This is a genomic window from Campylobacter concisus (assembly GCF_003048875.2).
Lineage (GTDB): Bacteria > Campylobacterota > Campylobacteria > Campylobacterales > Campylobacteraceae > Campylobacter_A > Campylobacter_A concisus_AU.
On the sequence record NZ_CP049264.1, the window covers coordinates 1,200,853 to 1,224,282 of the forward strand.

26 protein-coding genes are annotated in these 23,430 nt (G+C 39.6%); 9 read left to right on the forward strand and 17 right to left on the reverse strand.

Annotation, left to right across the window (positions count from 1 at the left end; genetic code table 11):
- The 3 genes from CVT07_RS06045 to CVT07_RS06055 all read left to right on the forward strand — a co-directional run bounded on the left by CVT07_RS06045 (position 1) and on the right by CVT07_RS06055 (position 2,076).
- Positions 1-540, forward strand: a complete 540-nt coding sequence (locus CVT07_RS06045; RefSeq protein WP_103634250.1) for a thioesterase — start codon at positions 1-3, stop codon at positions 538-540.
- Between the two features lie 246 nt (positions 541-786).
- Complete coding sequence (locus CVT07_RS06050) at positions 787-1,530, forward strand: major outer membrane protein (protein ID WP_230855752.1); 744 nt, start codon at positions 787-789, stop codon at positions 1,528-1,530.
- A 114-nt stretch (positions 1,531-1,644) separates the two neighbouring features.
- Positions 1,645-2,076 (forward strand): trehalose-6-phosphate synthase, encoded by a 432-nt coding sequence (locus CVT07_RS06055; protein ID WP_107935795.1) that lies wholly within the window; start codon positions 1,645-1,647, stop codon positions 2,074-2,076.
- Between the two features lie 52 nt (positions 2,077-2,128).
- Here CVT07_RS06055 and ppk2 read toward each other — a convergent pair whose 3' ends face one another.
- Positions 2,129-2,938 carry a polyphosphate kinase 2 gene (ppk2, locus tag CVT07_RS06060; RefSeq protein ID WP_107935793.1) on the reverse strand — a complete coding sequence of 270 codons (810 nt, stop codon included), beginning with the start codon at positions 2,936-2,938 and terminating at the stop codon, positions 2,129-2,131.
- Between the two features lie 107 nt (positions 2,939-3,045).
- Between ppk2 and dsbD the strand changes: the two genes are divergently transcribed.
- Positions 3,046-4,773, forward strand: coding sequence for a protein-disulfide reductase DsbD (dsbD, locus tag CVT07_RS06065; RefSeq protein WP_107935791.1), 1,728 nt, complete (start codon positions 3,046-3,048; stop codon positions 4,771-4,773).
- Between the two features lie 650 nt (positions 4,774-5,423).
- Here dsbD and kdsB read toward each other — a convergent pair.
- Genes kdsB through CVT07_RS06095 form a run of 6 tightly spaced genes read right to left on the reverse strand, consistent with a single transcriptional unit; the run spans position 5,424 to position 10,747 of the window.
- The gene (gene kdsB / locus CVT07_RS06070) at positions 5,424-6,134 is read right to left on the reverse strand and encodes a 3-deoxy-manno-octulosonate cytidylyltransferase (RefSeq protein WP_107935789.1); all 711 of its coding nucleotides are present in this window, start codon (positions 6,132-6,134) and stop codon (positions 5,424-5,426) included.
- Positions 6,131-7,594 (reverse strand): threonine synthase, encoded by a 1,464-nt coding sequence (gene thrC / locus CVT07_RS06075; RefSeq protein WP_107935787.1) that lies wholly within the window; start codon positions 7,592-7,594, stop codon positions 6,131-6,133. Before thrC ends, kdsB begins: the two co-directional genes overlap by 4 nt.
- Positions 7,591-7,905: a divalent-cation tolerance protein CutA gene (cutA, locus tag CVT07_RS10385; protein WP_196375710.1), complete on the reverse strand. Its 315-nt coding sequence runs from the start codon at positions 7,903-7,905 to the stop codon at positions 7,591-7,593. The genes thrC and cutA overlap by 4 nt, the downstream gene beginning before the upstream one ends.
- A 50-nt stretch (positions 7,906-7,955) precedes the next feature.
- Positions 7,956-8,876, reverse strand: coding sequence for a tetraacyldisaccharide 4'-kinase (locus CVT07_RS06085; protein ID WP_107935786.1), 921 nt, complete (start codon positions 8,874-8,876; stop codon positions 7,956-7,958).
- Positions 8,869-9,999 (reverse strand): DegT/DnrJ/EryC1/StrS family aminotransferase, encoded by a 1,131-nt coding sequence (locus CVT07_RS06090; RefSeq protein WP_103606940.1) that lies wholly within the window; start codon positions 9,997-9,999, stop codon positions 8,869-8,871. The genes CVT07_RS06085 and CVT07_RS06090 overlap by 8 nt, the downstream gene beginning before the upstream one ends.
- A gap of 10 nt (positions 10,000-10,009) precedes the next feature.
- Positions 10,010-10,747, reverse strand: a complete 738-nt coding sequence (locus CVT07_RS06095; protein WP_103557929.1) for an NAD+ synthase — start codon at positions 10,745-10,747, stop codon at positions 10,010-10,012.
- A gap of 120 nt (positions 10,748-10,867) precedes the next feature.
- Between CVT07_RS06095 and CVT07_RS06100 the strand changes: the two genes are divergently transcribed.
- Entirely contained in the window at positions 10,868-11,470 is a 603-nt protein-coding gene (locus CVT07_RS06100; protein WP_107935784.1) for an MBL fold metallo-hydrolase, read from the forward strand.
- A 150-nt stretch (positions 11,471-11,620) separates the two neighbouring features.
- On the opposite strand, the gene dnaK is transcribed toward CVT07_RS06100, so the two are convergent.
- The 3 genes from dnaK to CVT07_RS06115 are packed head-to-tail and all read right to left on the reverse strand — an operon-like array spanning position 11,621 to position 14,857.
- Entirely contained in the window at positions 11,621-13,492 is a 1,872-nt protein-coding gene (gene dnaK / locus CVT07_RS06105) for a molecular chaperone DnaK (RefSeq protein WP_021088537.1), read from the reverse strand.
- Between the two features lie 31 nt (positions 13,493-13,523).
- The gene (gene grpE, locus CVT07_RS06110; protein WP_009294121.1) at positions 13,524-14,066 is read right to left on the reverse strand and encodes a nucleotide exchange factor GrpE; all 543 of its coding nucleotides are present in this window, start codon (positions 14,064-14,066) and stop codon (positions 13,524-13,526) included.
- A complete protein-coding gene (locus CVT07_RS06115; protein WP_107935959.1) occupies positions 14,063-14,857 on the reverse strand; it encodes an HrcA family transcriptional regulator in 795 nt (264 codons plus the stop codon). Before CVT07_RS06115 ends, grpE begins: the two co-directional genes overlap by 4 nt.
- A 368-nt stretch (positions 14,858-15,225) precedes the next feature.
- On the opposite strand from CVT07_RS06115, the gene CVT07_RS06120 reads away from it, so the two are divergent.
- The 3 genes from CVT07_RS06120 to CVT07_RS06130 all read left to right on the forward strand — a co-directional run bounded on the left by CVT07_RS06120 (position 15,226) and on the right by CVT07_RS06130 (position 16,262).
- A complete protein-coding gene (locus CVT07_RS06120; RefSeq protein WP_107935782.1) occupies positions 15,226-15,471 on the forward strand; it encodes a DNA-binding protein in 246 nt (81 codons plus the stop codon).
- Complete coding sequence (locus CVT07_RS06125; RefSeq protein WP_087580935.1) at positions 15,472-15,651, forward strand: hypothetical protein; 180 nt, start codon at positions 15,472-15,474, stop codon at positions 15,649-15,651.
- A gap of 260 nt (positions 15,652-15,911) precedes the next feature.
- Positions 15,912-16,262 carry a hypothetical protein gene (locus tag CVT07_RS06130; RefSeq protein WP_230855690.1) on the forward strand — a complete coding sequence of 117 codons (351 nt, stop codon included), beginning with the start codon at positions 15,912-15,914 and terminating at the stop codon, positions 16,260-16,262.
- Positions 16,263-16,351: 89 nt separating this feature from the next.
- On the opposite strand, the gene CVT07_RS06135 is transcribed toward CVT07_RS06130, so the two are convergent.
- Genes CVT07_RS06135 through CVT07_RS06165 form a run of 7 tightly spaced genes read right to left on the reverse strand, consistent with a single transcriptional unit; the run spans position 16,352 to position 22,860 of the window.
- Positions 16,352-17,629, reverse strand: a complete 1,278-nt coding sequence (locus CVT07_RS06135) for a dihydroorotase (protein WP_107935780.1) — start codon at positions 17,627-17,629, stop codon at positions 16,352-16,354.
- 2 nt (positions 17,630-17,631) lie between these two features.
- On the reverse strand, positions 17,632-18,561 hold the full coding sequence (locus CVT07_RS06140; protein WP_002942659.1) for an aspartate carbamoyltransferase catalytic subunit: 930 nt from the start codon (positions 18,559-18,561) through the stop codon (positions 17,632-17,634).
- A 17-nt stretch (positions 18,562-18,578) separates the two neighbouring features.
- Positions 18,579-18,989 carry a tetratricopeptide repeat protein gene (locus tag CVT07_RS06145; protein WP_002942627.1) on the reverse strand — a complete coding sequence of 137 codons (411 nt, stop codon included), beginning with the start codon at positions 18,987-18,989 and terminating at the stop codon, positions 18,579-18,581.
- A 9-nt stretch (positions 18,990-18,998) separates the two neighbouring features.
- Positions 18,999-19,226, reverse strand: a complete 228-nt coding sequence (locus CVT07_RS06150) for a hypothetical protein (RefSeq protein WP_012140046.1) — start codon at positions 19,224-19,226, stop codon at positions 18,999-19,001.
- Positions 19,223-20,248, reverse strand: coding sequence for a DHH family phosphoesterase (locus CVT07_RS06155; RefSeq protein ID WP_107935778.1), 1,026 nt, complete (start codon positions 20,246-20,248; stop codon positions 19,223-19,225). The genes CVT07_RS06150 and CVT07_RS06155 overlap by 4 nt, the downstream gene beginning before the upstream one ends.
- Positions 20,249-20,257: 9 nt before the next feature.
- Entirely contained in the window at positions 20,258-22,453 is a 2,196-nt protein-coding gene (gene flhA / locus CVT07_RS06160; RefSeq protein ID WP_087580939.1) for a flagellar biosynthesis protein FlhA, read from the reverse strand.
- Positions 22,454-22,455: 2 nt separating this feature from the next.
- Positions 22,456-22,860, reverse strand: a complete 405-nt coding sequence (locus tag CVT07_RS06165) for an Rrf2 family transcriptional regulator (protein WP_004317794.1) — start codon at positions 22,858-22,860, stop codon at positions 22,456-22,458.
- 146 nt (positions 22,861-23,006) lie between these two features.
- On the opposite strand from CVT07_RS06165, the gene rpsO reads away from it, so the two are divergent.
- On the forward strand, positions 23,007-23,279 hold the full coding sequence (gene rpsO / locus CVT07_RS06170) for a 30S ribosomal protein S15 (protein WP_004317763.1): 273 nt from the start codon (positions 23,007-23,009) through the stop codon (positions 23,277-23,279).
- Positions 23,280-23,430: the final 151 nt, after the last annotated feature.

Genomic DNA, 23,430 nt, shown 5'->3' on the forward strand with positions numbered 1-23,430 from the left:
ATGGCAGATGAAAATATTTTTGAAGCAAAAGACGAATCGCAAATAATCCTCCCAGAGGACGAAAACCCGCTAAGAAACGAGATAAAAACAGCACCTTTGACGAAACTAAATTTTAGCGGAACGGCATTTTTGCTTGAGAAAAATCACGCAAAAACTAGATTTTTTACCACGGCTGATATGGTAAGCGACGCTGAGGGGCTCATACATAGCGGTTTTGTCTTCATGGGGGCAAACTACGCAGCACTTTTAGCTATAAATGAAGAATTTTGTGTCAGCATCGGAGCTAGGATAAATTTCTTTGGACCGCTAAAGCTTGGCGATGTGGTCGAATTTGACGCACAAGCAAGGTTTGAAGAGAGCAGAAAAAGAGAGGTAAAAGTGATAGGCTACGTAAAAGAGATCAAGATATTTGAGGGCGTCTTTCAGCTAGTCACACTTGAAGAGCATATCTTTGTCACTCAGCAAAAAAATATCCAAAAAGAAGCCGCTATAAGACAAAAGAAAGAGCGCGACGAGGCGCAGGCCAAAAACAACGGCTAAATTTAACTGATGAGATATAAATTTCTCATCTTTTAACTTCAAATAAACTCAAATTTTTAAAGACAAATCTTATCTCATTATCTTATTTTGGTAAACGATCGGTAATAATTTTTGATTTTTTTAACAAAATTTAAGCTATAAAATTAATTTTCTATGATAATAAAGATTTGACAGGCATAGGTCTAAAAGGTAGTAAATACTGACGTACCGACTCTTACTTTAACTGCTGCTTATGACACTTTAATAATTGATCTAGACAATAATAGTCAATTGGTTGGCAGAATAGTAGAAGGTAATGATGGAGATAAATTTAATGATGCCCTAGGCAACCTTTACTATTTAGGTGCAGCTGGTAGTTATAATCCAGTATCATTTAAAGTAGCTATTGCTAATCTTCAAGAGATAGCAACGCTTTATGGCACTGAGGCTGGTGTTAGCTTTGATGTAACTGACGATATTAACCTAAACTTAAAAGGTCAATTTGTTCATAACGATTCAGACCATAAAAAAGTAGCTGATGCAAATTTCTGGGCAGTTCAAGCTGGCACAAAACTATTTGGTGCTAAACTTAATGCTGGTTATTTAGACTTCGATGCTAAAAACAAAGACAACAATAAATATTCATTTGTTTCAATTGAATCAAATGGTCAGCTAATTAACCCAACCAAAATATTAAATGGTGTAATGGGTGCTGCAACTAGCGGACAACAATATTACAACAATATTAAAGGCAATAACGATTACTGGTTTGTTAATGCTGGATATGACATAGATAAATTTGGCTTTGATGCTGGATATACTCAAGGTAAAGGCTACAGCTACGCACTTAATAAAGAGAGAGCAAAAAGAAGTGAATGGTATACAGGCGCTAACTACAAATACAGCAAAAAACTTACATTCCTTTCTTGGTATGCAGCTGCTAAAGATAAAAAAGACGGCGCAAGCTTTAAACAAGATCGTATCAGATTTGAAGCAAAATATAGCTTCTAAAAACATTTATCCGAGCGAGCTTTCGCTCGGATCTTTTCAACTTCTCAATACTTAATCAAAATCAGCAAATATAACTAATAAAATTTATATAATGCCAAACAAAAAAGGCAAAAAATGTATCTTTTCTCTCTCATTACGCATTTAGTTTGCGCCATTATCTTTATAGGTTATGTATTTTTTGATGTTTGCATATATCCATTTGCCAAAAAAACGATAAGTCCTCAAACCCTTGAAGCTGTCAAGAAAGCCTATACAAAAGGTAGTGCAAAGGTTTTTGGCACAGCGTTTTTGCTGCTTTTGATAAGTGGAGCTTTTATGGCAAAGGACTATCTTGGAGGCGAGCATGGTTGGTGGCAAAGCGACTTTCAAAAGCTCTTGCTAGCAAAGATCGCAGTTTTGCTTCTTATGTGTCTTATCACTTTCATCTCTGTTTTTAACGTCACTATCTTAAAAAAGCCAGATCCATTTGGTAAATTTTCACATCTTATAGCTCTTGTGCTTTGTCTGATAATGGTCATTCTGGCTAAATTTATGTGGTGGGTTTAGCAGTAAAATTTGGCTGTAAATTTAAGCCCAAATTTGCAGCCAAGTCTAATTTTCAGTCGATACTTTTTAGCTTATCTTTATTAAGCCCCTCTTCTATGCGCTTGATCTCCTCGCTTCCATCTCTTACGACGCTTTTGTCGTATTTTAGATACTCATCTATCTTTTTTGGATATTCGACGTGAGTTAGGATAAATTTAAAGACATTTAGCCTTGCCTCTTTTTTATTGTCACTTGAGACGATGACCCACGGCGAGATGCTATTGTGAGAGGCTAGCAGCATCGAGTATTTGGCGATGGAGTACTGATCCCAAAGTTCTTGCGCTTTTTGATCTACTGGAGAGATCTTAAACTGCTTTAGCGGGTCGTTTAGGCGCTCTTTAAAGCGCTTTTTTTGCTCCTCTTTTGTGATCGAGAGGTAAATTTTAAAAAAAATGATGCCTGAGTTTATGATCATCTCTTCAAATTTTGGCACCTCACGCAAAAACTCTTTATGCTCAGCCTGCGTGCAAAAGCCCATCACTGGCTCAACCCCAGCCCTGTTGTACCAGCTCCTATCAAAGATGACGATCTCACCAGCACTTGGCAGATGTGTCACGTATCTTTGAAAGTACCACTGCGTCTTCTCGACGTCACTTGGCTTTGTAAGCGCCACAATACGGCAACCGCGCGGATTTAGATGCTCAGTTAAGCGCTTTATCGTGCCACCCTTACCAGCTGCATCTCGACCCTCCATTAGCATGAGCACCCTAAGCCCCTTGTCTTTGACATGATTTTGGAATTTTAAAAGTTCTATCTGAAGCAGCCTTAGCTCTTCTTCATAGCCAAGTTTATCGTTCTTTTGGTGCTTTTTATCTTTTGACATCATCGCTCCTTTTAAAAATTTCACGCTTTTTCACGATTTTACTATAAAATAGAATAAATTTAAGAATTTAGACTAAAATCATCTCTTTTAATTTAGCAAGGATTAGCATGTTTTTTAAATTTATTTTCTCTCTCATTTTGTTTGCAAGCTCGCTTTTTGCCGAGGTTTTAGACGTTAGTAAGGCGTTTGTTTTAAGCCCAAGTATCGATGAACAAGGCGTGGAGATCAAGTTTAAATTTGGCGAAAATATCTATCTTTACAAAGATAGCTTTGAGGTTAAGCTAGGCGAAGAGAAGATAAATTCTTTGTTAAACATGCCAAAAAGCGAAAACACCGGCGAATATGAAATTTATCCAAAAGATTTTTCACTGTTTATCCCATTAAATTTAGTAAAAGAGCATCTTAAAAATGGTAGTGCTAGGCTAAATTTAAGCTATCAAGGCTGTGCTAAAAATGGCATCTGTTACCGCCCGCAAACTAAAATTTATGACATCTTTGAGAAATTTGGCAAATTTAGCATCATAGCCTTTGAAAAAGAGCAAAAAGATGAAACAAATCCTGAATTTACCGAGCTTTCAGAAGATCAAAGCATCGCAAATGAACTAAGCAGCAAAAACTTTTTCATCTCGCTTGCGACATTTTTTGGCTACGGCCTACTACTCTCGCTCACACCTTGCGTATTTCCGATGATACCGATCTTATCAAGCATCATCGTCTCAAAGGGTGGCAGCCTAAATGCCAAAAAAGGTTTCTTGCTCTCGCTAGTCTATGTCGTTGCGATGAGCCTTGCCTACGCTCTTGCTGGCGTTGGGGCAAGCCTGCTTGGCTTTGGCATCGCAGGGGCTCTGCAAAACATCTACGTACTCGGCGCGTTTGCGGCCATTTTTATCATCTTAAGCTTTAGTATGTTTGGCTTTTACGACATCAAACTGCCGTCAAAATTTGAAAACTTAATCAGCAAAAAGTCACAAAACAGCTCAGGCCTCGTCGGTGTTTTCATCATGGGCTTTGCCTCAGCGCTCATCGTCTCGCCTTGCGTGGCAGCACCGCTAGCAGGCGCACTTCTATACATCGCACAAAGCGGAGACGCCATTTATGGGGGCATCATGCTCTTTGTCATGGGGCTAGGCATGGGCGCGCCGCTTCTTGTGATAGGGCTAAGCTCTGGCAAGCTCCTGCCAAGACCTGGCGGCTGGATGGATGAAGTTAAAAAACTCTTTGGCTTTTTGATGCTCATCATGGCTGTTTGGATCCTTGCACGCGTGCTTGGAGCGTTTTTTGAACTACTTGGTTACGGCGTCATAGGCGTCTTTGCAGCCATTTATCTTGGGGCGCTTGAGGCAGCAAATAGCGGCTGGACTAAATTTAAAAAAGCACTTTGTGTGCTAGTTTTTATCTACTCGCTCATGCTAATAATCGGCGCATTTTTGGGCTCAAAAGACGCGTTTTCGCCGCTTTCTGGGCTAAATTTAGCCAAAAACGAGAGCGAGCTAAATTTCAAACAAGCTAGAAATTTAAACGAGCTAAATGAGATGATAAAAAGCTCAAGCAAGCCAGTACTTGTGGATTTTTATGCCGACTGGTGCGCGAGCTGCAAAGAGATAGAGCACATCACTTTTAAAGATGCCGGCGTGAAAAATGCTTTGGCAAAATTTACGCTTATTCGCATCGACGTGACAAGTGGCGGGGCGCAAAATGATGAGATGTTAAGAAATTTTGGGCTCATCGATCCGCCTGCGCTTCTACTTTTTAAAGACGGCGAAGAGCAAAAATCACTTAGAACGATCGGCTTTATAAATGCTAAAAATTTCATAGCAAAGCTTGAGAAAATTTAGATTACAAAGGCAAATTTGGCTGGAATTTGTAAATTTATCAGCCAAATTTCTCTAGGCTTTGTAGACCTTGCTACTAGCTAGAAATATAGCAAATAAGTAAATTTAGACTATCAAATTTATATCGTGTAGAGACGCGAGTAAAATCGCAAAGCCAAAACTTGCAATCATCTTAAATTTATCAAATTTTAAAATATGCCAATAAATAAAAATATAAACAAATTTAGTTTAGCACCAAGGCAGCAACGCAACTAAAATTTAATCAAATTTTGCACCAAATCGCGTGCTACAAGACCGTAATGCAAAAACAAAACTAAGTAAAGCCTACGATTATCTTAAATTTATGAAATTTTAAAACACCTCAGCAAATATAAAATTTGCTAAAACAACCTAAACCGCGAAGTCAAAAAACTTCAGTCAAGTTTGCAATTTAGAACATCTCAGCAAATAGGCAAAATTATGCAAATAAATTTAAAATATGAAGTTCGCAGTAAATTTAAACAATAGCACGGCTAAAAATTAATTAAAACCATGTGCAAGCGAGCAAGACCACAAAATCAAAGTCAAAAAATCAGCCAACCATTAGCCAAATTTATAAAAACTCGGTTTTTACTCTGCCGCAGCAAAAACGCCAAAGCAGAGCAAATTTAGGCTCATTTACCAAATTTAGCTAGCGCTCTTTGGTAGTCCTCTTCGCTATCTATGCCGATACTTTGACTTTCAACCTCTAGCATCGCTATCCTTTTGCCATTTTCTAGGGCACGCAGCTGCTCGAGTTTTTCTGTGTTTTCAAGGCTTGAAGGCAAGAGACCGCAAAACTCTTTTAGGCTCTTTACGCTGTATCCGTAGATGCCAAGGTGCGCTTTATAGCTTTTACACTCGCTTCTGTTAAATGGTATCCTAGACCTTGAAAAATAAAGCGCGTAGCCCTCAAAATCAGTCACCACTTTGACTAAATTTTTATCATCCGCAAACTCATCGTCCATCTTTTTATAGCAAGAAAACATAAAGGCTTTTTGCCTGTTTTGCTCGCAAAATGCCCTAAATTTAGCAATATTTTCAGGCTCGATAAATGGCTCATCAGCCTGAACATTTATGATGATCTCACTCTCGCTTAGCCCCAAAATTTGCGCCGCTTCGTTTATCCTGTCAGTGCCACTTTGATGATCTTTGCTAGTTAGCACCGCTTTTATGCCGTGAGTCTTGGCGATATCAAGCACGCTTGGCTCATCCACAGCAACCGCCACATCATCCACGCCGCTTACTCTAAGAGCCGTCGCCACAAACATCGGCACGCCGTTTATCTCTTTTAAAATTTTATTACTAAACCTTGTTGAGGCAAGGCGGGCTGGGATGATTATCATCGCTCGATCCATTCTAGGACGCACTTTTTGATCTCGTCCTCTTTTATGATATTTTTATGCAAAATTTTCGCACTAAATAGCGAGTTTATCGAGTTTGGCACGCTGTCATTTAAGATTTTAGCAGTCTTTGCGAGCGCATCTTTTTCATCTTTTGTATCTTTGATCTGGCACGCTTTGATCATGCTTGGCGTAAATTTCACCCAGTGCGCGGTCGATGTGATGACATTTATGCGGCTAGCATCCACCATTTTAAAGCAAGTAGCCGTATGCGGATCGATCGCGTAGCCGTCCTTTGCGAGCTTTGCGATATATGCCTCGCACTCTTTATCTTCGCACCAGCTAGCCTCAAAGTCCTCTTGTAGCACTTCAAGCTCTTGCTTGCTAAGCTTATAAAATTTATTTTTGGCTAAGCTTTGCATGAGCTCATTAGTTCTAACGCTGCCAAATTTATCAAATAGCAAGCGCTCGACGTTTGAGCTTATTAAAATATCCATGGCTGGGCTTATCGTCTTAACCAGCTTTTTGTCCCTGAGGTCGTAAACTCCGGTGGTGAAAAACTGCGTCAAGATGTTGTTTGCGTTTGAGGCGATCTTGATCTTACCGATCTTTGCGCCCATTTTTTTAGCGTAATACGCCCCAAGAGCGTTGCCGAAATTTCCACTTGGCACGATGATGTCAAAGCTCTCGTTTGCCTTAAGCGCCTTTTGTTTTAGTAAATTTGCGTAGGCGTAGGCGTGGTAGATGATCTGAAAGAGAATTCTGCCAAAATTTACCGAGTTTGCCGCGCTTAGTTTAAGGCGCTTTTTCTTAAGCTCAGATTTAAATTTATCATTTGCAAGCAGCGTTTTTAGCGCTCTTTGGGCGTCGTCAAAGTCGCCTTTTATGCCAAAAACCTTTAAATTTTCACCTTGCATGGTCTGCATCTGAAGCTTTTGAACCTCGCTCGTGCCGCCATCTGGATAGAGGCAGACAACCTTGATATTTTCATCGTTTGCGAAGGTTTGAAGTGTCGCAGGGCCCGTGTCACCGCTAGTTGCGCACATGATAAGGTATCTTTCGCCTCTCTCTTTTGCTAGCTGGCTAAGCAGCGAGCCAAAGGGCTGAAGCGCCATATCCTTAAATGCCCTTGTTGGGCCGTGATAGAGCTCATTTACGTATAAATTTTTATCTATTTTTTTAAAAATGACTGGGTGCTTTGGATCATCAAAGCTTGCATATCTCTTAAGAGCCTTTTTGAAAAACGCCTCTGGCACGTCAAATTTAAATAGCGAAATTATGTGAAGTGCGAGCTTTTCGTAGCTTAGGCTTGAGAGCTCTTGCCACTTTGCTTTTGTGATCTTTGGTAGCTTCTTTGGCGCGTAAAGTCCGCCGTGAGCGGAGCTTGGGCTAAGCATGGCTGTGCTTAAATTTACATTTTTTACCTTTTCATCTTTCACGCTTCTAGTTGGTGTTAGTCTCATTTTTTGCCTTTTTTAGTTGATTTTTTTATCCAATTTTCATATTTTTTAAATATCTCTTTTGGCTTAAGTGCCAAAATTTCTGGGGTTTCGTAGCTGTGGTACTTTCTTATAAATTTAGCTACTTTTTTAAATTTCACGTCCGTTTTTATGAGTAAAATTTGCTCTTTTTCATCACAAAGCTTCTCTTGCCAAAGATAAATGCTCTTTGCGCTAAAGCTACTCACGCAAGCTGCAAGGCCCTTTTTTACGAGCTTTTTGCTTAGTTTTTTTGCCTCTTTTTTCTTTGCGACTGAGGTGATTAAGATTCTCATTTTGATCTAAATTTTCCTTTTAAAAAGTGGTTCATTATAACAAAATGGGCTTAAATTTGCTTCGCCAAAACCTTTTTAAACTCCTCACTTAGCGTAACTTCAAGCGTGATAAGCGAAACTCTTAGCCCAAAATCCTTTACCTTTACATAGTCCTTTTGTGTCATCAAAAGTGAGGTGGCGCCGTAGGTTTGTAAAATTTCGCTTAGCTCTTCTTTTGAAAAGTCGTAGTGATCAGGGAAAAAGACCTGTCCCACGCACTCGCTAAAAAATGCCTCAAGGCGGGCTGGGTTTGCTATGGCGGTAACTAGCACCATTTTTTCGCTTTTATTTAAAATTTCACTCTTTCTAAAGTGAGTTTGCCCCTCGCACGCTATAAAATCACCAAATTTATAAAAGCTAAATGGATATCTATAAGCCCCGCTTGGCAGGCAAAGCTTTAGCTTTGGCTCTGGGTTTGGACGCACCAAGATGTCAAATTTAGCTATATCAAATTTAGAAAATCCATCATCAAGCAAGATATACTTCGCGCCATGCTTTTTGGCGTAGTTTATGGCTATTTTTCTATCTTCGCTTACAATCACATTTGCGTTTTTAAGGCTTGTGGCATATATCATCGCCTCATCGCCACTTGCCGCTACGTCAAGTAAAATTTCGCCATCCCTAGCGACAACTTGCATGCCTTTGCTCTTTCTTTTATAGCCTCTAAGAATGATAAAAGCGCCCTCGAAATTCTTAGCGATAGCCACGCAAAGTGGGGTCTTGCCGCTTCCTCCAAGGGTTAAATTTCCAACGCTTATTATCTTTATGCCTAGATCTTTTTTTTGCGCGCTAAATTTCTTGCAAACAACGACTAAAGCGTAGATAAAACTTAGTGGCATAAGTAAAAATGCTAGTAAAATTTGAAAGAAATTTGGGCGAAAAAAGTAGTCATTCGCCCAAGAGTGTAAAAGGATGTTAAATTTCTTAAACACGAGATTTAGAAATTTCTTTTACCGTGTTGCAGATATATTGCACCTCTTCGTCGCTCAAACTATGATATATAGGTAGCGACAAGACTTGTTGATATGTCTTTAGAGCATTTGGGAAGTCATTTACTTTAAGCGAATATTTATTTTTATAATAGCTTAGCAAATGTATCGGTATGTAGTGCAGCGAAGTGTGAATTCCACGCTCCAAAAGCTCTCTAGCAAAGCTGTCGCGGTTTTTATTTATCTTGATGATGTACTGAGTGTAGATGTGCTCGCGTTTTTTGACTGGAGTTGTGATGTTGTGACACTCTTTAAGCTCTTTATCGTAAATTTCAGCGATCTTTTTTCTACGTTTTATAAGCTCGTCTGTCTTTTCAAGCTGAGCGATAGAAAACGCCGCATTTATCGAGTTTATGTCGTATTTTAAACCGATATCAACGACGTCGTAGATGTAGCTTAAACTACCAAATTTATCTATACCATTTACAAGAGCATAGTTACGAAGTAGTTTTGCTTTTTTATAGACCTCTTCGTCATTTGTCGTGAAAAATCCAACTGTTGAGATAGGATTTTGCACACGTGAGTTTGTCTGAAAGCATGATAAAAACGAGTCTGAACCAACCTTTTTGCCATTGTATGTTAGTCCTATGCCTCGGTTTGCATCATCTAAAACGACGATGCCATATTTTTCGCAGATAGCCTTTATCTCATCAAGCCTAGCGCTTTGTCCAGCGATGTGTGAGATAAAAGCACATTTTAGTTTTTTGTGATTTTGCTCTTTTAGCACCTTTTCAAGGGCTTCTGGGCTGATATTAAAGTCCTCTTCATCGATATCAACAAAGATAGGCTCGGCATCAAAATGTCTAACAGCCTGAGCCACGCTAGGGAAGGCATTTACTGAGCAGATGACCTTGTCACCGCGCTTTGTATCCATCGCGCTTAGTGCTAGATGGTGCGCTGCTGCGATGTTGTTTGTAGTGACAACAAATTTAGCACCAAAGTACTCTTTTAGCTTTTCTTCAAATTTAGCAACCGTATCAGTAGCATTTTCAGAATGCAAAGCCTCTTCGATAAGCTCACTCTCACGCTCAGTGATAGTTGGTTTGTAAAACGGAATTTCTCTCATCTTTAATCCTTTAAATTTTCACTATCAACGGCATTTGTCGTTTAAACCTGTTTGAAACAACTCTATTTTCTATATCCAAGACCGCTTTTAATCCAAACTTTTTGATGGCTTGCTCCTTGTTATTTTCTAAATTTTGTAAAATTTCATCAATGACAGCATAGCTGTAACCTATGTCGCCCTCGTCACTTTGCCCATCCCAAAGATCAGCCGAAGGTGCTTTTTTGATAAAATTTTCATCAACACCAAGATGTTTTGCAAATTCAAAAATTTCACTCTTATAAAGCTCCCCGATAGGATTTATCGCGCACGCCAAATCCCCAAATATCGTGCCATAACCAAGCATAAGCTCACTTTTGTTGCTTGTGCCGATGACCAGAGCGTTTATACTAGATGAATAATCATAAAGCAAGCTCATTCTAACTCTAGCTGCCAAATTCCCTTTTCTTAAATTGCTTAAATTTACATCTATCGTTTCGTAAAAGGCATTTAAAATGCCCTCAATGGATAAAACCTTGTATTTTATGTTTAGTTTTTCACATAAATTTAAGGCATCGTCCATATTTTGTCTGTTTGATGATGCCGTTGGCATGATGAGTGCGTGAGTTTCATCTGGCTTTGCTCTCGCACAAAGTGTCGCAACCACAGCAGAATCAATACCGCCACTTACACCTAATAGTAGTTTTTTACCTTTAGTTTTATCTTTTAAGCTAAAAACTAAGGTTTCTTCTATTTTTTGATACCCCTTCATTGTCCCTTTGCCTAAAATTGCTTCCTTTTGCAAAAATTATACTAATTAAATTTAAAATTTTTCTTTAAGTTTAAGTAAAAAGATGTAAATATTTAAGAAATGATAAATTTAAGGTAAGAAATGAGAGTAATGCATAAAAGTTTTGGCGATTTTGGGACAAATTGCTACATCGTTACCAAAAATGGCTCAAGTTTGGTGATAGATCCAGGAGATGGGGCAAAAGAGTGGGTCTTGCAAAATGCACAAAATTTAAAGGCGATACTTTGCACTCATGGACATTTTGATCATATTTACGACGTGAGCGAGCTAAAAAATGAGCTAAAAATCCCAGTTTATATCAATAAATTTGATGCTTTTATGTGTGAGAGTGACATTTTTGGCTATATGAAAAACACCTTTGTGCCAGATGTTTTGGTTAAAGGCGATGAGAGCTTTGTAATGGGTGACTTTTCTTTTAAATTTCGTCACTTCCCAGGGCACACACCGGGCTGCTCGATGATAGAGATAAATGACGCGATGTTTAGTGGAGATTTTTTATTTAAAGGTAGCATCGGACGCTGGGACTTTCCATATTCGGATAAAAATGAGATGCTAAAAAGCTTAGAAAAATGTAAAAATCTAAAGGGTGACTTCGCACTTTACCCAGGACACGGCGAAAGTAGCACGCTAAAAGCCGAGCAACAAGAGCTTGATAGATGGGTGGAGATCGTTAAAAGGTCTTGATTTTTGAGTGCGGCTAAATTTTTGCATTTTAGAAATTTATACTTTTTATCTTATAAGATGATGTCGTGAGCGTGTGCTAAGAAGTGTTTAGAAGTTTAAATTTATAGATTAAATTTAAAAGAGCAAGGCAAGCGCCCTGCTCTAGGAGTTTTACTCGACTTCAGCGTCTATGACGTCGTCGTCTTTTTTGTTGCCGCCGTTTGCACCAGCGTTTTCATCTTTTTTATACATAGCTTCTGCTAGTTTGTGGCTAGCTTTGCTTAGAGCTTCTACCTTTGCGTCGATTTGCTCTTTTGAAGAGTTTTCATCTTTTAGAACCTCTTTTAGATCATTTAGCGCAGCTTCGATGTTGCTTCTATCTTCAGCTGGGACTTTCTCGCCAAGCTCGCTCATGCTCTTTTCAGTTTGATGAACAAGCGCGTCTGCTTGGTTTCTAGCTTCGACTGCGTCTTTGCGTTTTTTATCCTCTTCTTTGTGAAGCTCAGCATCTTTTACCATGCTATTTATCTCATCTTCGCTAAGACCGCTTGATCCTGAGATAGTGATGTTTTGGGCTTTGCCAGTCGCTTTATCTTTTGCTGAAACGGTTAAAATTCCGTTTGCGTCGATGTCAAATTCAACTTCGATTTGAGGCACGCCTCTTGGAGCTGCTGGGATGCCCTCTAAGTTGAAGTTACCAAGTGATTTATTATCCCTTGCAAACTCACGCTCACCTTGTAAAACCATGATAGTAACGGCACTTTGGTTATCTTCAGCAGTTGAGAAGACTTGGCTTTTCTTAGTTGGTATGGTTGTACCTTTTTCGATGATCTTAGTCATAACGCCGCCAAGTGTCTCGATACCAAGGCTAAGTGGAGTAACGTCAAGAAGTAGAACATCTTTAACGTCGCCTTTTATAACCGCACCTTGGATCGCAGCACCGATAGCCACGACTTCATCTGGGTTCACGCTCTTATTTAGCTCTTTGCCAAATGCTTTTTTAACCTCTTCTTGAACAAGTGGCACACGAGTTGAACCACCGACCATTACGACCTCTTTGATGTCGCTCTTGCTTAGACCTGCATCTTTGATGACTTCATTTATCTTAGTGATAGTCTCGCCCACAAGTGAGTCGATCATACCTTCAAATTTAGCGCGAGTTAGCTTTTTGACAAGGTGTTTTGGACCAGTCGCGTCAGCTGTGATAAATGGTAAATTTATCTCAGTCTCTTGAGCTGAGCTTAGCTCTTTTTTAGCATTTTCAGCTGCTTCTTTCAAGCGTTGAAGTGCCATGATATCGCCTTTTAGATCGATACCAGTTTCGTTTTTAAACTCACTTACCAACCAGTCGATGATCTTGTTATCAAAGTCATCACCACCTAAGAATGCGTTACCGCCAGTTGCCAAAACTTCAACGATATTATCGCCAGTTTCAAGCACTGTAACGTCGAATGTACCACCACCTAGGTCATAAACTAAAATTTTCTCAGCCTCTTTTTTATCAAGACCATAAGCAAGTGCCGCAGCTGTTGGCTCGTTGATGATACGAAGCACATTTAGTCCTGCAATCGTTCCAGCCTCTTTTGTAGCCTTTCTTTGGCTATCGTTAAAGTAAGCTGGCACTGTGATAACCGCATCTGTTACCTTTTCACCAAGGTATGCTTCAGCATCTTCTTTTAGTTTGATAAGAATTTTTGCTGAAATTTCTTGCGGAGTATAGACCTTACCAGCGATCTCAACCGCGCAAGCGCCATTTCTATCTACAACGTGATATGGTAAGCGAGCCTTTGCCTCTTCAGCATTTTTTTCATTGCTCATCAAACCCATGATACGTTTGATAGAATATATCGTTTTTTCAGGGTTTGTAACTGCTTGACGTTTTGCGACGTCACCTACTAGAATTTCACCTTTATCTGTAAAAGCAACAACAGATGGAGTTGTGTTTTTGCCCTCTTTATTTGGGATAACCTTGCTCTCGCCGCGCTCAAAAACGCTCACACAAGAGTTTGTTGTACCTAAGTCTATACCTATAACTTTTGACATATTTTTCCTTTATTAGATTTATTTTTTAAATTTAGTTTGCCACACTGACCATAGCTGGGCGCAAAACCCTACCATTTATCATATAGCCTTTTTGTAAAGCTTGCACGATCTGACCGCTTTGTTTCTCCTCGCTATCGACCCTTAAAACGGCATTATGCACATTTGGATCAAACTCGGCATCAGTTGCGATCTCGCTCACGCCATGCTTTTCAAAACATTTCTTGAACTGATTTATCGTTATCAAAATGCCCTCTTTGATCTTTTTAGCAAATTCATCATCTTCTGGGTCAAAATTTGCAGCGATCTCGAGCGCATCGATGACAGGTAGCAAGTCCCTTGCAAATTTCTCATTTGCATAGCTTGCAACGTCTGCTTTCTCTTTTTCATAACGCTTTTTGATATTTTCAAACTCAGCATTTGCTCTGTAATATTTATCAGTGATCTCGCCAAGCTCTTTTTCGAGCTTCTCCACTTTTGAGATATCGCCAAGTGCATCTAAATTTACGCTATCGCTAGCTGCCTCTTGCACAGGCTCGACCTCAGGTAGATTTTGCTCTTTTACCTCTTCGCTCACGCGGCCTCCTTTATTAGATTTATAAATTTCACATAATCAGTATAAACACTGCCAGCACAGATCATCTGCGCCTCGCTACCAAGGTAGTTTGCTTTAAATTTAAGCCCCATGTAATTTTCATCAAACATAGGAGAAAATGTAAGCTTTTCGTCCATCTGCAAGCTAAAACTTGGGTCAAAAACCATCTTAAAGCGTCTATCCTTAAACATATCAAAGGCTAAAATTTCATTTTCTTGGAAGTAAATTTTAGTCCTTTTAAGCTCTCTTATCTTGTTTTTTAGTTCGCTTAAGCCAACTTGAGAACAGATAAGCTCAAGCTTGTCTAAGCTAACTCCGATAAGGTTGTTTAAAAATTTATACATCCTAGCGTCAAATTTAATGGCGATCTCATCGCCACTAAAATTTAAAACCAGATATCTATCATTTAAATTTAAAATTTCTAGCAACTCCTTATCGATCGTGCCAAAAATCATACAATAAAGCTCAAACTCATCACAGAGCATCTTTAGGCTTCTTGGGTCATTTATCTCTAAATTTATGTCGCTCTCAGTAAAAATTTCACTCCAATATCTTCTCATCGCAGCGATAGTTGGGATCCTGCCGCCACTTATGTGAAGCTTTGTGATCTCGCCCTCATCTGAAAGCTTTTTAAAATAAACACGTATCGTCGATGCTGGTATCGCCATGCTCATACGAGAGCCAAGCTCGTTTGAGCCAATAGGCGCATTGTCCTGCAAATAGGCTTCAATGATAGAATTTAGTATCAAATCGCGTTTATTTGTTTTACTCACTTTTAGCACTCTTTCTTTTTAATTGCTAAGCGGATTATACAACTTTAGTTTATCAATGTCAAGTATATAAGTTAAAAAAATTTATTTATATATATTTAGCCTATATAACTAAACTTTTCTAATGCCTATATTATAAGCTTTGCGTAAAAACAAATAAAAATTTAAAGCAAAATAAAAAATTTAACTTCAACATAAAACCCAAAATTTCTAATTATATTCAAGAATTTAAAAGATTTTTATACGTTTTAACGTATATTATAAATAATTTTTAGTATGTTTAATACTCAACCTTGATATTTATATACTATTTTACATTATTTATATAAAATTTTAGGTATATTTAATGATAAATAACGTATAATTCTTCAATGATTGATACAAGTGATATATTTAATTTGCTTCACAATGCAGTTGAGGCAAAAAATATCGGTAAGAAAATTTCACAAGCAAAAATGGCAGAAGATCTTGGCGTGCCTATGAGAACATATCAGGACTGGAGACTTGGAAACTCAAAGCCACAAGCTGCTGCTGCTGTTTGCAAACTGCTATGTGAGCTTGACGATGATGAAATATTATTTGTTGTCAATAAGATGAGAAAATTGCTAGGAAAATAGATGGAAAATTTAACACAAAAAGAGAGAATCGACCTTGAGAGCGTTTTTGCAGTCATTTGCACTAAAAAAGAGTCAAAAATTTTAGTCACTTATAAAGATCTATGCTCGGCTGCAGCTTCAAAATTTCATGTAGTTAAAAATAAGATCAAAAAAGCAAGAGAAAAAAGAGCCAAAATTTAGTATTTTTGGCTTGAAATTTAGTTATTTCATAAATTTCGTAGCCAAAAAGACCGTCAAATAAATTTCATCCTACCTATTTATATAGGGTTTTGCTCCGCTTATCTTAACAAGCATCTATATTAGCTACTAAAAGATAGCTCTAGTAGCTGAGCCTAAATTTATCAAATTTAATGCCATCATGCTTTTTCTATCCACTTCTTTATTGCGTATTCTTTTTACATTTCTTATCTATAAAATTTTAGAAGTTTTTTGCAAGATCAATGAGTAAAGACGGCCTAAATAGAATGGAATTTGAAATTTCAGAGCTTGCAAAAGCGGTTGGTTTTAGCGTCATTTCAAAAGATAGAAATCCAGCTTGGAAACCTATAAATGATAAATTTGCAAACGATATCTTAGAAGAGCTTAAAATTTATAAGCCAAATGCAAGGATAACAGCTGTGCATGCTGGGCTTGAGTGTGGAGTGCTTTTGGAGAAAAAAGCAGGTCTTAGTGCATGTTCTATTGGACCAAATATCTACTCACCTCACTCTACAAGAGAACACTGCGAAGTAGCTTCTGCGCTTTTTATCGAAAAAGTAGTTCGCGGTATCGTTAAAAAATATAACTCATAAAAAAAGTAAAATTTGCTAGAAATTTCTAGCAAATTTTATATCTCAAAGCATCTAAAGCAAATTTGCCTGCAAGTGCGAGTAAATTTAGACTATTTCCCAAACTCATAAACGATCTTGCCACTTTTTATCGTGGTAGTCGCTGCGCCTTTTAGCTTTTTGCCAAATAGTGGAGAATTTACCGATTTTGAGCGGTTTATCTTTTCATCATAAACATACTCGATCTCAGGGTCTATCACTGCGATGTCAGCTAGCATGCCATCAGCAAGCCTGCCTTTATCTTTTAAATTTAGTATCTTAGCTGCATTTGCAGATGTTAGCTCCACCATGCGCTCTAAGCTTATAACGCCTTCATTTACGAGCTTAAGAGTGAGCGGCACAAGGGTTTGAAGTCCGATGATACCAAATGGTGCCTTGTCAAATTCCACTATCTTTTCGTCCGTGTGATGTGGGGCATGATCGGTGGCGATAACGTCTATAAGGCCGCTTTTTAGTGCCTCTCTTACTGCTTTTACGTCGCTTATCTCACGAAGTGGCGGCGACATTTTGAAATTTGTATCGTAGGCATTTTTCAAAATTTCATCGTCGCTAAAGCTAAAGTGGTGAGGTGTCGCCTCGCAAGTGATGTTTATGCCCTCTTTTTTACCCATTTCGATGATCTTTAGCGAGTACTCCGAGCTTACGTGAGCGATGTGGATGTGCGCTTTGGTGAGCTTTGCAAGTAGCATATCACGGCTCACTGCGATCTCCTCTTTCTCCCTTGCCATGCCGCGAAGTCCAAGTATGGCTGAGACCTTGCCCTCGTGCATGACGCCCTGCCTGCAAAGTGAGCAATCCTCTGAGTGGCTTATGCAAAAGCTACCAAACATGCTTGAGTACTCAAGTGCCGCTCTCATCACGCTTGAGCTAGTCACTGGCAAGCCGTCATCACTAAATGCAACTGCGCCAGCTTCTATAAGATCACCCATTTCAACGATCTCGTTGCCACCAAGCCCTTTGCTAATGGCTGCGATTGGTAAAAGATCGATCAGTCCGCAGTTTTTAGCCTTTTCTATCATCGCTCTTGTGATCGAGGCATTGTCATTTACTGGGTTTGTGTTAGCCATGCAAAGGCATGTGGTCACTCCTCCAGCCACAGCCGCCTGCGAGCCTGAGATGATGTCGTCTTTATACTCTTGACCAGGATCGCGAAAATGCACGTGCATGTCGATAAGTCCTGGCATGACGAGCTTATTTGTAGCGTCTATGACCTTATCAGCCTCAAATTTCTCACTTCCGATTTTGGCTATTTTGCCGTTTTCTATTAGGATATTTGCCTTAAATTTCTCGTCGCTATTTACGATAGTGCCGTTAATTATTGCTATTTTCATCGTTAGCCCCTATTTTTTGCAAGCGTATTTAGTATCGCCATTCTTATAGCAACGCCGTTTTCAACTTGATTTAGTATGACTGAGTGCGTGCCATCAGCCACGTCCGAATTTAACTCCACGCCCCTATTTATCGGTCCTGGGTGCAGCACGATCGCGTCAGGCTTTGCTAGCTTTATCCTATTTTTATTTAGTCCAAAAAATTTCGAGTACTCTCTCGAGCTTGGAAACGCCACGTCCGCACCGCCACGCTCTAGCTGGATGCGAAGCATGATGATGACGTCGCTACCCTCGCAAGCCTCCTCCATATTTTTGCAAATTTGAGACTCAAAAACCTCAGCGTCTTTTGGCATCATCATCCTTGGCGCAAAGAGCTTTAAATTTATGCCAAATTTCTTCATCGCCCAGATGTCAGACCTTGCCACGCGGCTTCTAGCGATGTCACCGATGATCGCCACGTTTAAATTTTTATCCAAAATTTTGCCGTGCTCTCTTAGTGTGAAAAGATCAAGCAGAGCTTGGCTTGGGTGTTCATTTGTGCCGTCCCCTGCATTTACAACACTAGCCTCTGTCCTATCAGCTGCAAATTTCGCCGCTCCAGAGCTTGGGTGACGAAGCACGATGATGTCAGTTCTCATAGCAGCCATGTTATTCATCGTGTCATTTAGGCTCTCGCCCTTTGTCACGCTAGAGCTTGACGAGCTGAAATTTATTGTATCAGCTCCAAGCCTCTTTGCTGCGATCTCAAAGGATGTCCTAGTTCTTGTCGAGTTTTCATAAAATGCGTTGATCGTGGTCTTTCCACGAAGGTAGTCATTTTTTTTCACTTGGCTTAAATTTAGCTCCTTAAACTCTTTCGCCGCCTCTAGAAAATATAAAATTTCTTCCTTGCTAAGCTCTCTAGTTCCTATCAAATCTTTATGTTTGTAGCCCATTTTAAGCCCTTTTTGATCTATTTTGTTACAAAGTCGCAAGCTGGTTTATAGCCGTTATCGCAAGCTTTTTTAAACAAAGCTTTTGCCTTCTCTTCGCTTTTTGCTTCATTATCGTCTTTGTCTTTTATAAGGCCATAAGCTGTCATTTCGCCTAGTTTTTCGCAGGCCATGCCCTCATTTTCATCACACATTTTTGTAAAAATTTTCTCAGCCTGAGCTTTATCTTTCGCCACGCCATCGCCGTTAAATAGCATGATCGCATTCATCGTGCAGGCTTTTTTCTCGCCCTCGCCGCAAGCTTTGTTAAAAGCAAGATAGGCCTCGTTAAAATTTTTCTTTGCATAAAGCTCATTTGCCTTGTCTAAATTTTCATTTGCCATAGCATTTAACGCAAAAAGTGCCGCCGCTAAAACTAAAATTTTCTTCATATTTTCTCCTTATTTAAATAACTTTGGATGGTGTTTTTTCATATATTCAACTATCTCTATGACCTCGTCGCTACCGCTAGCATCAGAGTTTTCTAGCGCATCGTCGATGCACTCGACATAGAGATTTGCCGCCTCTTCAAGCTTCTCTTTTTTCACTCCAGCATAGTAAAACATCGCTTCAAGCACCATGCTAAGCTCGTAGCTAAGCTCCTCTACGCTTACCTCTTCTTCTTTCATATCTCCTCCTGTGTTTTTTTAGTTATTAGATCAACTATCTGTGCCTTGATCGGCTCATAGCTAAAGCCATCTTTGAAATTTGCAAACAGCCCGCCGCTAGCGTTCACGTGTCCGCCGCCGCCAACTAGGTGTTTTGCCATGGCGCTAACGTCTAGCTTGCCATTTGCACGAAAGCTTAGCGTTTTTTTATTTGTCACGTCGATAAAGAAGTCAAATTCAGGATTTGCCACCAAAAAATCGTTGCCGATAACAGAAACATTGCCGACATTGTAGGTTAAAATTCCTTTATGATCTTTATAGCTTATGCTAAATTTCTCTTTATTTTCACTAAGTTTTTTTACGACGTAGTTTGAGATTAGATTGCTTAGCGTATCGTCTTTATCCTCTTTGAAAAATGACTTTTTAATAGCATGCACCTGCATATCAAGGCCTATGTAGTCGTTTTTCTCGTTAAAAAATTTGCTCGCTTCTTTTAAGATGTGATCCATATAGAGGTTGTTTTCAGCTTCAAACATCACCTTATTTATCTCTTTAGCATTTGCCACAAGCCCCAAACAAACCTTGCCCATCTCGAAATTTTTATCATCTTTTAGCCAGATATCCACGGCATTTACGACGTCACTAAAAATTTCAAGTTCTTTGTTTTTGCCAAAAATGCCAGCAAAAAAGTCGTAAGTGATCTTTGTAGCGCACCTTGAACTATCTAAAAAATACCATGAGTAAGCGCTCGCGCACTCGGCACCACTTTGGTGATGATCTAGCAAAAATAGCTTTATATTTTTACCATCTATCATCTCCTCAAAGCTCTCACACTGAGCCGGAGTTAAATTTAGATCAGTGATTAAAATGACGTTTTTATCATCGTTTGAGGCATCTATCTCAGATAGAATTTGAGCAAATTTATCATCTATCTCTCTGCCGTAGTTTGAGTTTAGAAATTTCACATCTTTGAAGTAAAAATTTGTTATGTATTGCGCGCCGTATCCGTCAAGATCGGTGTGTGAGAGGTGATAAATTTTCATCTTTTTCCTTTATAAATTTTCTATTTCTATGACGCCAACTGTTTCAAATGGCGTATTTGCCGAGATCTCAGCAAAGCTTAGCACCACTATGTCGATGGCGAAATTTGCGCAGATATTTGCTATAAATTTGCGCAAGCTTGGCTCCACGCAAAGCACCATCTCTCCGTGCTGGCTCATCGGTCGCTTCTCTTTTTCACGCCTAAGTGCTTGCACGATAGATGATGTCTGCGCTACGTTTATCATCAAGTGATATGCGCCGTCTTTATACTGCACCGCGTCCATGAGCTTTTGCTGCGCGGCAGTGTCTAGGATGTAGAAATTTAGCTGTCCCTTTTCATCTACATAAAGCGAAGTAATGACACGCGAAAGTGCTGCACGCACGTGCTCAATGATCATGTCTAAATTTTTACTAACCTCGGCGATGTCGCTGATGGCTTCAAGTATGCTAAGCAGGTCTTTGATCGGGATATTGTCTTTAAGCAGCGTTTTTAAGACCTTTTGGATCAAATTTATAGGTGCGATCCTTAACGTATCCTCGACCACGACTGGGTAGTCGATCTTTAGTTTATCTAGTAAATTTTGCGTCTCTTGGCGAGTTAAAAGCTCTGCTGCGTTTTGCTTGATAAGCTCGCTCATGTGCGTTGAGATGACACTTGCAGGATCAACTATCGTATATCCGCTAAGTATGGCGTCCTCTTTGACGCTAGCATCGATCCAAAGAGCATCCAGCCCAAAAGCTGGCTCTTTTGTCGGAATTCCTTCTATATCTTCGCTCACTAGTCCGCTATCCATCGCTAGAAATTTATCCGCGTAAATTTCACCCTGACCGATGATGATACCTTTTAGCTTAAAGCGGTACTCGTTTGGCGGTAGCTGGAGGTTGTCGCGGATCCTTATCTTTGGCATCAAAAAGCCAAGGCTTGAAGCGATATTTCGCCTCATAGCGCGAATTCTCTCGATTAGATCCACATCAGCTAGCTTTAATAGGCCATATCCTAGGTCAAGCTCTAAAATTTCAAGCTTTAAGATGTCATTTATCTTTGTCTCTTCTTCTCTTGCGATCTCTTCGTCGCTCTTCTTTGGCGCCTTAGTAGCCCCACCACTCGCAGCTGCCGCCCCTGCCCCACTTGGCGCAGCGGCTCCAGCCTTTTTAGAAGCAGTTTTCTCTTTTGGCGCAAGGCTTAAATTTAGCCCGCCATCTTTAGTCTGCTTGATGATGTAGCCAAGCCCCAAAAATAGCAGCGCTATAAAGCCAAGAGATAGGGTTGGCAGACCTGGCACAAGGGCAAACATAAATAGTATGAAGCCTACTATCAGCAAGGTTTTATAATCGCCTAATAGCTGATTTAGCGTACCTTCTGCAAAGTCCTCGTCATCTTTGCTAGCCCTTGTGATGATGATGGCGGTCGCTGTTGAAGTGATAAGTCCAGGTATCTGGCTAACTAGGCCATCACCGATAGTTAGGATCGTATAGTACTGAGCCGATGTCGCCATATCAAGGCCGTGCTGAAACGAGCCGATAGCAAAGCCGCCGATGATGTTGATGATAGTGATGATGATACCAGCAACGGCGTCACCTTTTATAAATTTAGAAGAACCATCCATCGCGCCGTAGAAATTTGCCTCGCCGATGATGGCTTGACGTCTTTCGCGCGCCGTTTTTTCGTCTATTAAACCTGCGTTTAGATCCGCATCTATCGCCATTTGCTTACCTGGCATCGCATCAAGTGTAAAACGCGCTTGCACCTCGCTCACGCGGGTTGAGCCCTTTGTTACGACCATGAAATTTATGAGTACCAAGATACAAAAGACGATGGTGCCGATGACGAAGTTGCCACCAACGACGAAATTTCCAAAGCTTGAGATGATCTCACTGACCGCTTCTGGGCCGTTGTGACCCTCGCTTAGGATCATACGCGTGGTTGCGATGTTTAGCGAGAGGCGAAAAAGCGTGATGATGAGAATGAGTGTTGGAAACGTGCTAAGATCGGTTGGTTTTGGCACGTAAATAGATATCAAAATAATAAGCACCGAAATCGAGATCGAAAGTGCCAAGAAAAAGTCAAGCACCGCGCTTGGAAGCGGCACGATGATGATAGCAAGGATGGCAACGATGATGCCAACGATGCTAAGACTTTTAAATTTGACAATTGGCGCAAGAAACGGTGCGACAAGAGTCAAGATATTATTTTTTTGCTTTGCCAACTTTACTTCTTAACGATGTCACTTAGTTTTATCGCGTCAAGCATCTCGTCGATCTTGCCTTGAAGGCCGCTAAACATCGACCAAATTTGACAGCTTGAGGCTTTGTTTGACGGGCAGCCAAGTGCTGAAGATGAGCACTCAAAGACGCTTAGTTCGCGCTTTTCGGCGCATTCGATTATCTTTTTTATACTTAGATTTTCAGGTTCGCCGTTTAGTGCAAAACCGCCATTTGCTCCTTTAAATGACTTCAAAACTCCATCTTTTGCTAAATTTTGTAAAATTTTTGCCAGAAAGCTTTTTGAAATTTTAAGCTCATTTGAGATCGTATCAACATCAACTGGCGATGATTTTTGAGATATTAAAATAAGCGAAAGTAGAGCGTATTCGCTTGCCTTTGTAAAAAGCATTTATCTTCCTTAACTCTTTAAATAGCCCTAATTTTATTAAATTTTTACTGCATTTTTCATTAATTTTTAAAAAGCGTAATTTTATCTAACTTTATGTTTTAAATGCTATAATCGCTCTTCCAAAATTCACCAATCAGGAGGTCATCATGGCTTTGGATTCGGCTAAAAAAGCTCAAATAGTTGCGAAATTCGCTAGAAAAGAGGGAGATACAGGCTCTCCAGAAGTTCAAATAGCTCTTTTAACAGCTAGAATAACTGAACTTACAGAACACCTTAAAATTTTCAAAAAAGACTTTTCATCACGTTTAGGTCTTTTGAAACTAGTTGGTCAAAGAAAAAGACTTTTAAAGTATCTTAAAAACAAAGACTACACTACATATTCAAAACTAATCTCTGAGCTTGGCTTAAGAGATAAATAATCCCACGGAGAGCGACCTGCTCTCCTTTTAAATTTCACTTTTACTTTCAAAATTTCTCTTTATTTTTATAGTTTAAACAGCTTGCCTAAAACTAAATTTAAATTTAATTTTTCATCTTTCAGCTTCTGTGTCAAATTTACACAATTTATTT

Excerpts from the sequence above, each read along its gene's own strand:
- CVT07_RS06045 (WP_103634250.1), top strand. The coding sequence starts at position 1 with ATGGCAGATGAAAATATTTTTGAAGCAAAAGACGAATCGCAAATAATC.
- CVT07_RS06055 (WP_107935795.1), top strand. The coding sequence starts at position 1,645 with ATGTATCTTTTCTCTCTCATTACGCATTTAGTTTGCGCCATTATCTTT.
- ppk2 (WP_107935793.1), bottom strand. The coding sequence starts at position 2,938 with ATGTCAAAAGATAAAAAGCACCAAAAGAACGATAAACTTGGCTATGAA.
- dsbD (WP_107935791.1), top strand. The coding sequence starts at position 3,046 with ATGTTTTTTAAATTTATTTTCTCTCTCATTTTGTTTGCAAGCTCGCTT.
- kdsB (WP_107935789.1), bottom strand. The coding sequence starts at position 6,134 with ATGATAATCATCCCAGCCCGCCTTGCCTCAACAAGGTTTAGTAATAAA.
- thrC (WP_107935787.1), bottom strand. The coding sequence starts at position 7,594 with ATGAGACTAACACCAACTAGAAGCGTGAAAGATGAAAAGGTAAAAAAT.
- cutA (WP_196375710.1), bottom strand. The coding sequence starts at position 7,905 with ATGAGAATCTTAATCACCTCAGTCGCAAAGAAAAAAGAGGCAAAAAAA.
- CVT07_RS06090 (WP_103606940.1), bottom strand. The coding sequence starts at position 9,999 with ATGAGAGAAATTCCGTTTTACAAACCAACTATCACTGAGCGTGAGAGT.
- CVT07_RS06095 (WP_103557929.1), bottom strand. The coding sequence starts at position 10,747 with ATGAAGGGGTATCAAAAAATAGAAGAAACCTTAGTTTTTAGCTTAAAA.
- CVT07_RS06100 (WP_107935784.1), top strand. The coding sequence starts at position 10,868 with ATGAGAGTAATGCATAAAAGTTTTGGCGATTTTGGGACAAATTGCTAC.
- dnaK (WP_021088537.1), bottom strand. The coding sequence starts at position 13,492 with ATGTCAAAAGTTATAGGTATAGACTTAGGTACAACAAACTCTTGTGTG.
- CVT07_RS06120 (WP_107935782.1), top strand. The coding sequence starts at position 15,226 with ATGATTGATACAAGTGATATATTTAATTTGCTTCACAATGCAGTTGAG.
- CVT07_RS06125 (WP_087580935.1), top strand. The coding sequence starts at position 15,472 with ATGGAAAATTTAACACAAAAAGAGAGAATCGACCTTGAGAGCGTTTTT.
- CVT07_RS06130 (WP_230855690.1), top strand. The coding sequence starts at position 15,912 with ATGAGTAAAGACGGCCTAAATAGAATGGAATTTGAAATTTCAGAGCTT.
- CVT07_RS06135 (WP_107935780.1), bottom strand. The coding sequence starts at position 17,629 with ATGAAAATAGCAATAATTAACGGCACTATCGTAAATAGCGACGAGAAA.
- CVT07_RS06140 (WP_002942659.1), bottom strand. The coding sequence starts at position 18,561 with ATGGGCTACAAACATAAAGATTTGATAGGAACTAGAGAGCTTAGCAAG.
- CVT07_RS06145 (WP_002942627.1), bottom strand. The coding sequence starts at position 18,989 with ATGAAGAAAATTTTAGTTTTAGCGGCGGCACTTTTTGCGTTAAATGCT.
- CVT07_RS06150 (WP_012140046.1), bottom strand. The coding sequence starts at position 19,226 with ATGAAAGAAGAAGAGGTAAGCGTAGAGGAGCTTAGCTACGAGCTTAGC.
- CVT07_RS06155 (WP_107935778.1), bottom strand. The coding sequence starts at position 20,248 with ATGAAAATTTATCACCTCTCACACACCGATCTTGACGGATACGGCGCG.
- CVT07_RS06165 (WP_004317794.1), bottom strand. The coding sequence starts at position 22,860 with ATGCTTTTTACAAAGGCAAGCGAATACGCTCTACTTTCGCTTATTTTA.
- rpsO (WP_004317763.1), top strand. The coding sequence starts at position 23,007 with ATGGCTTTGGATTCGGCTAAAAAAGCTCAAATAGTTGCGAAATTCGCT.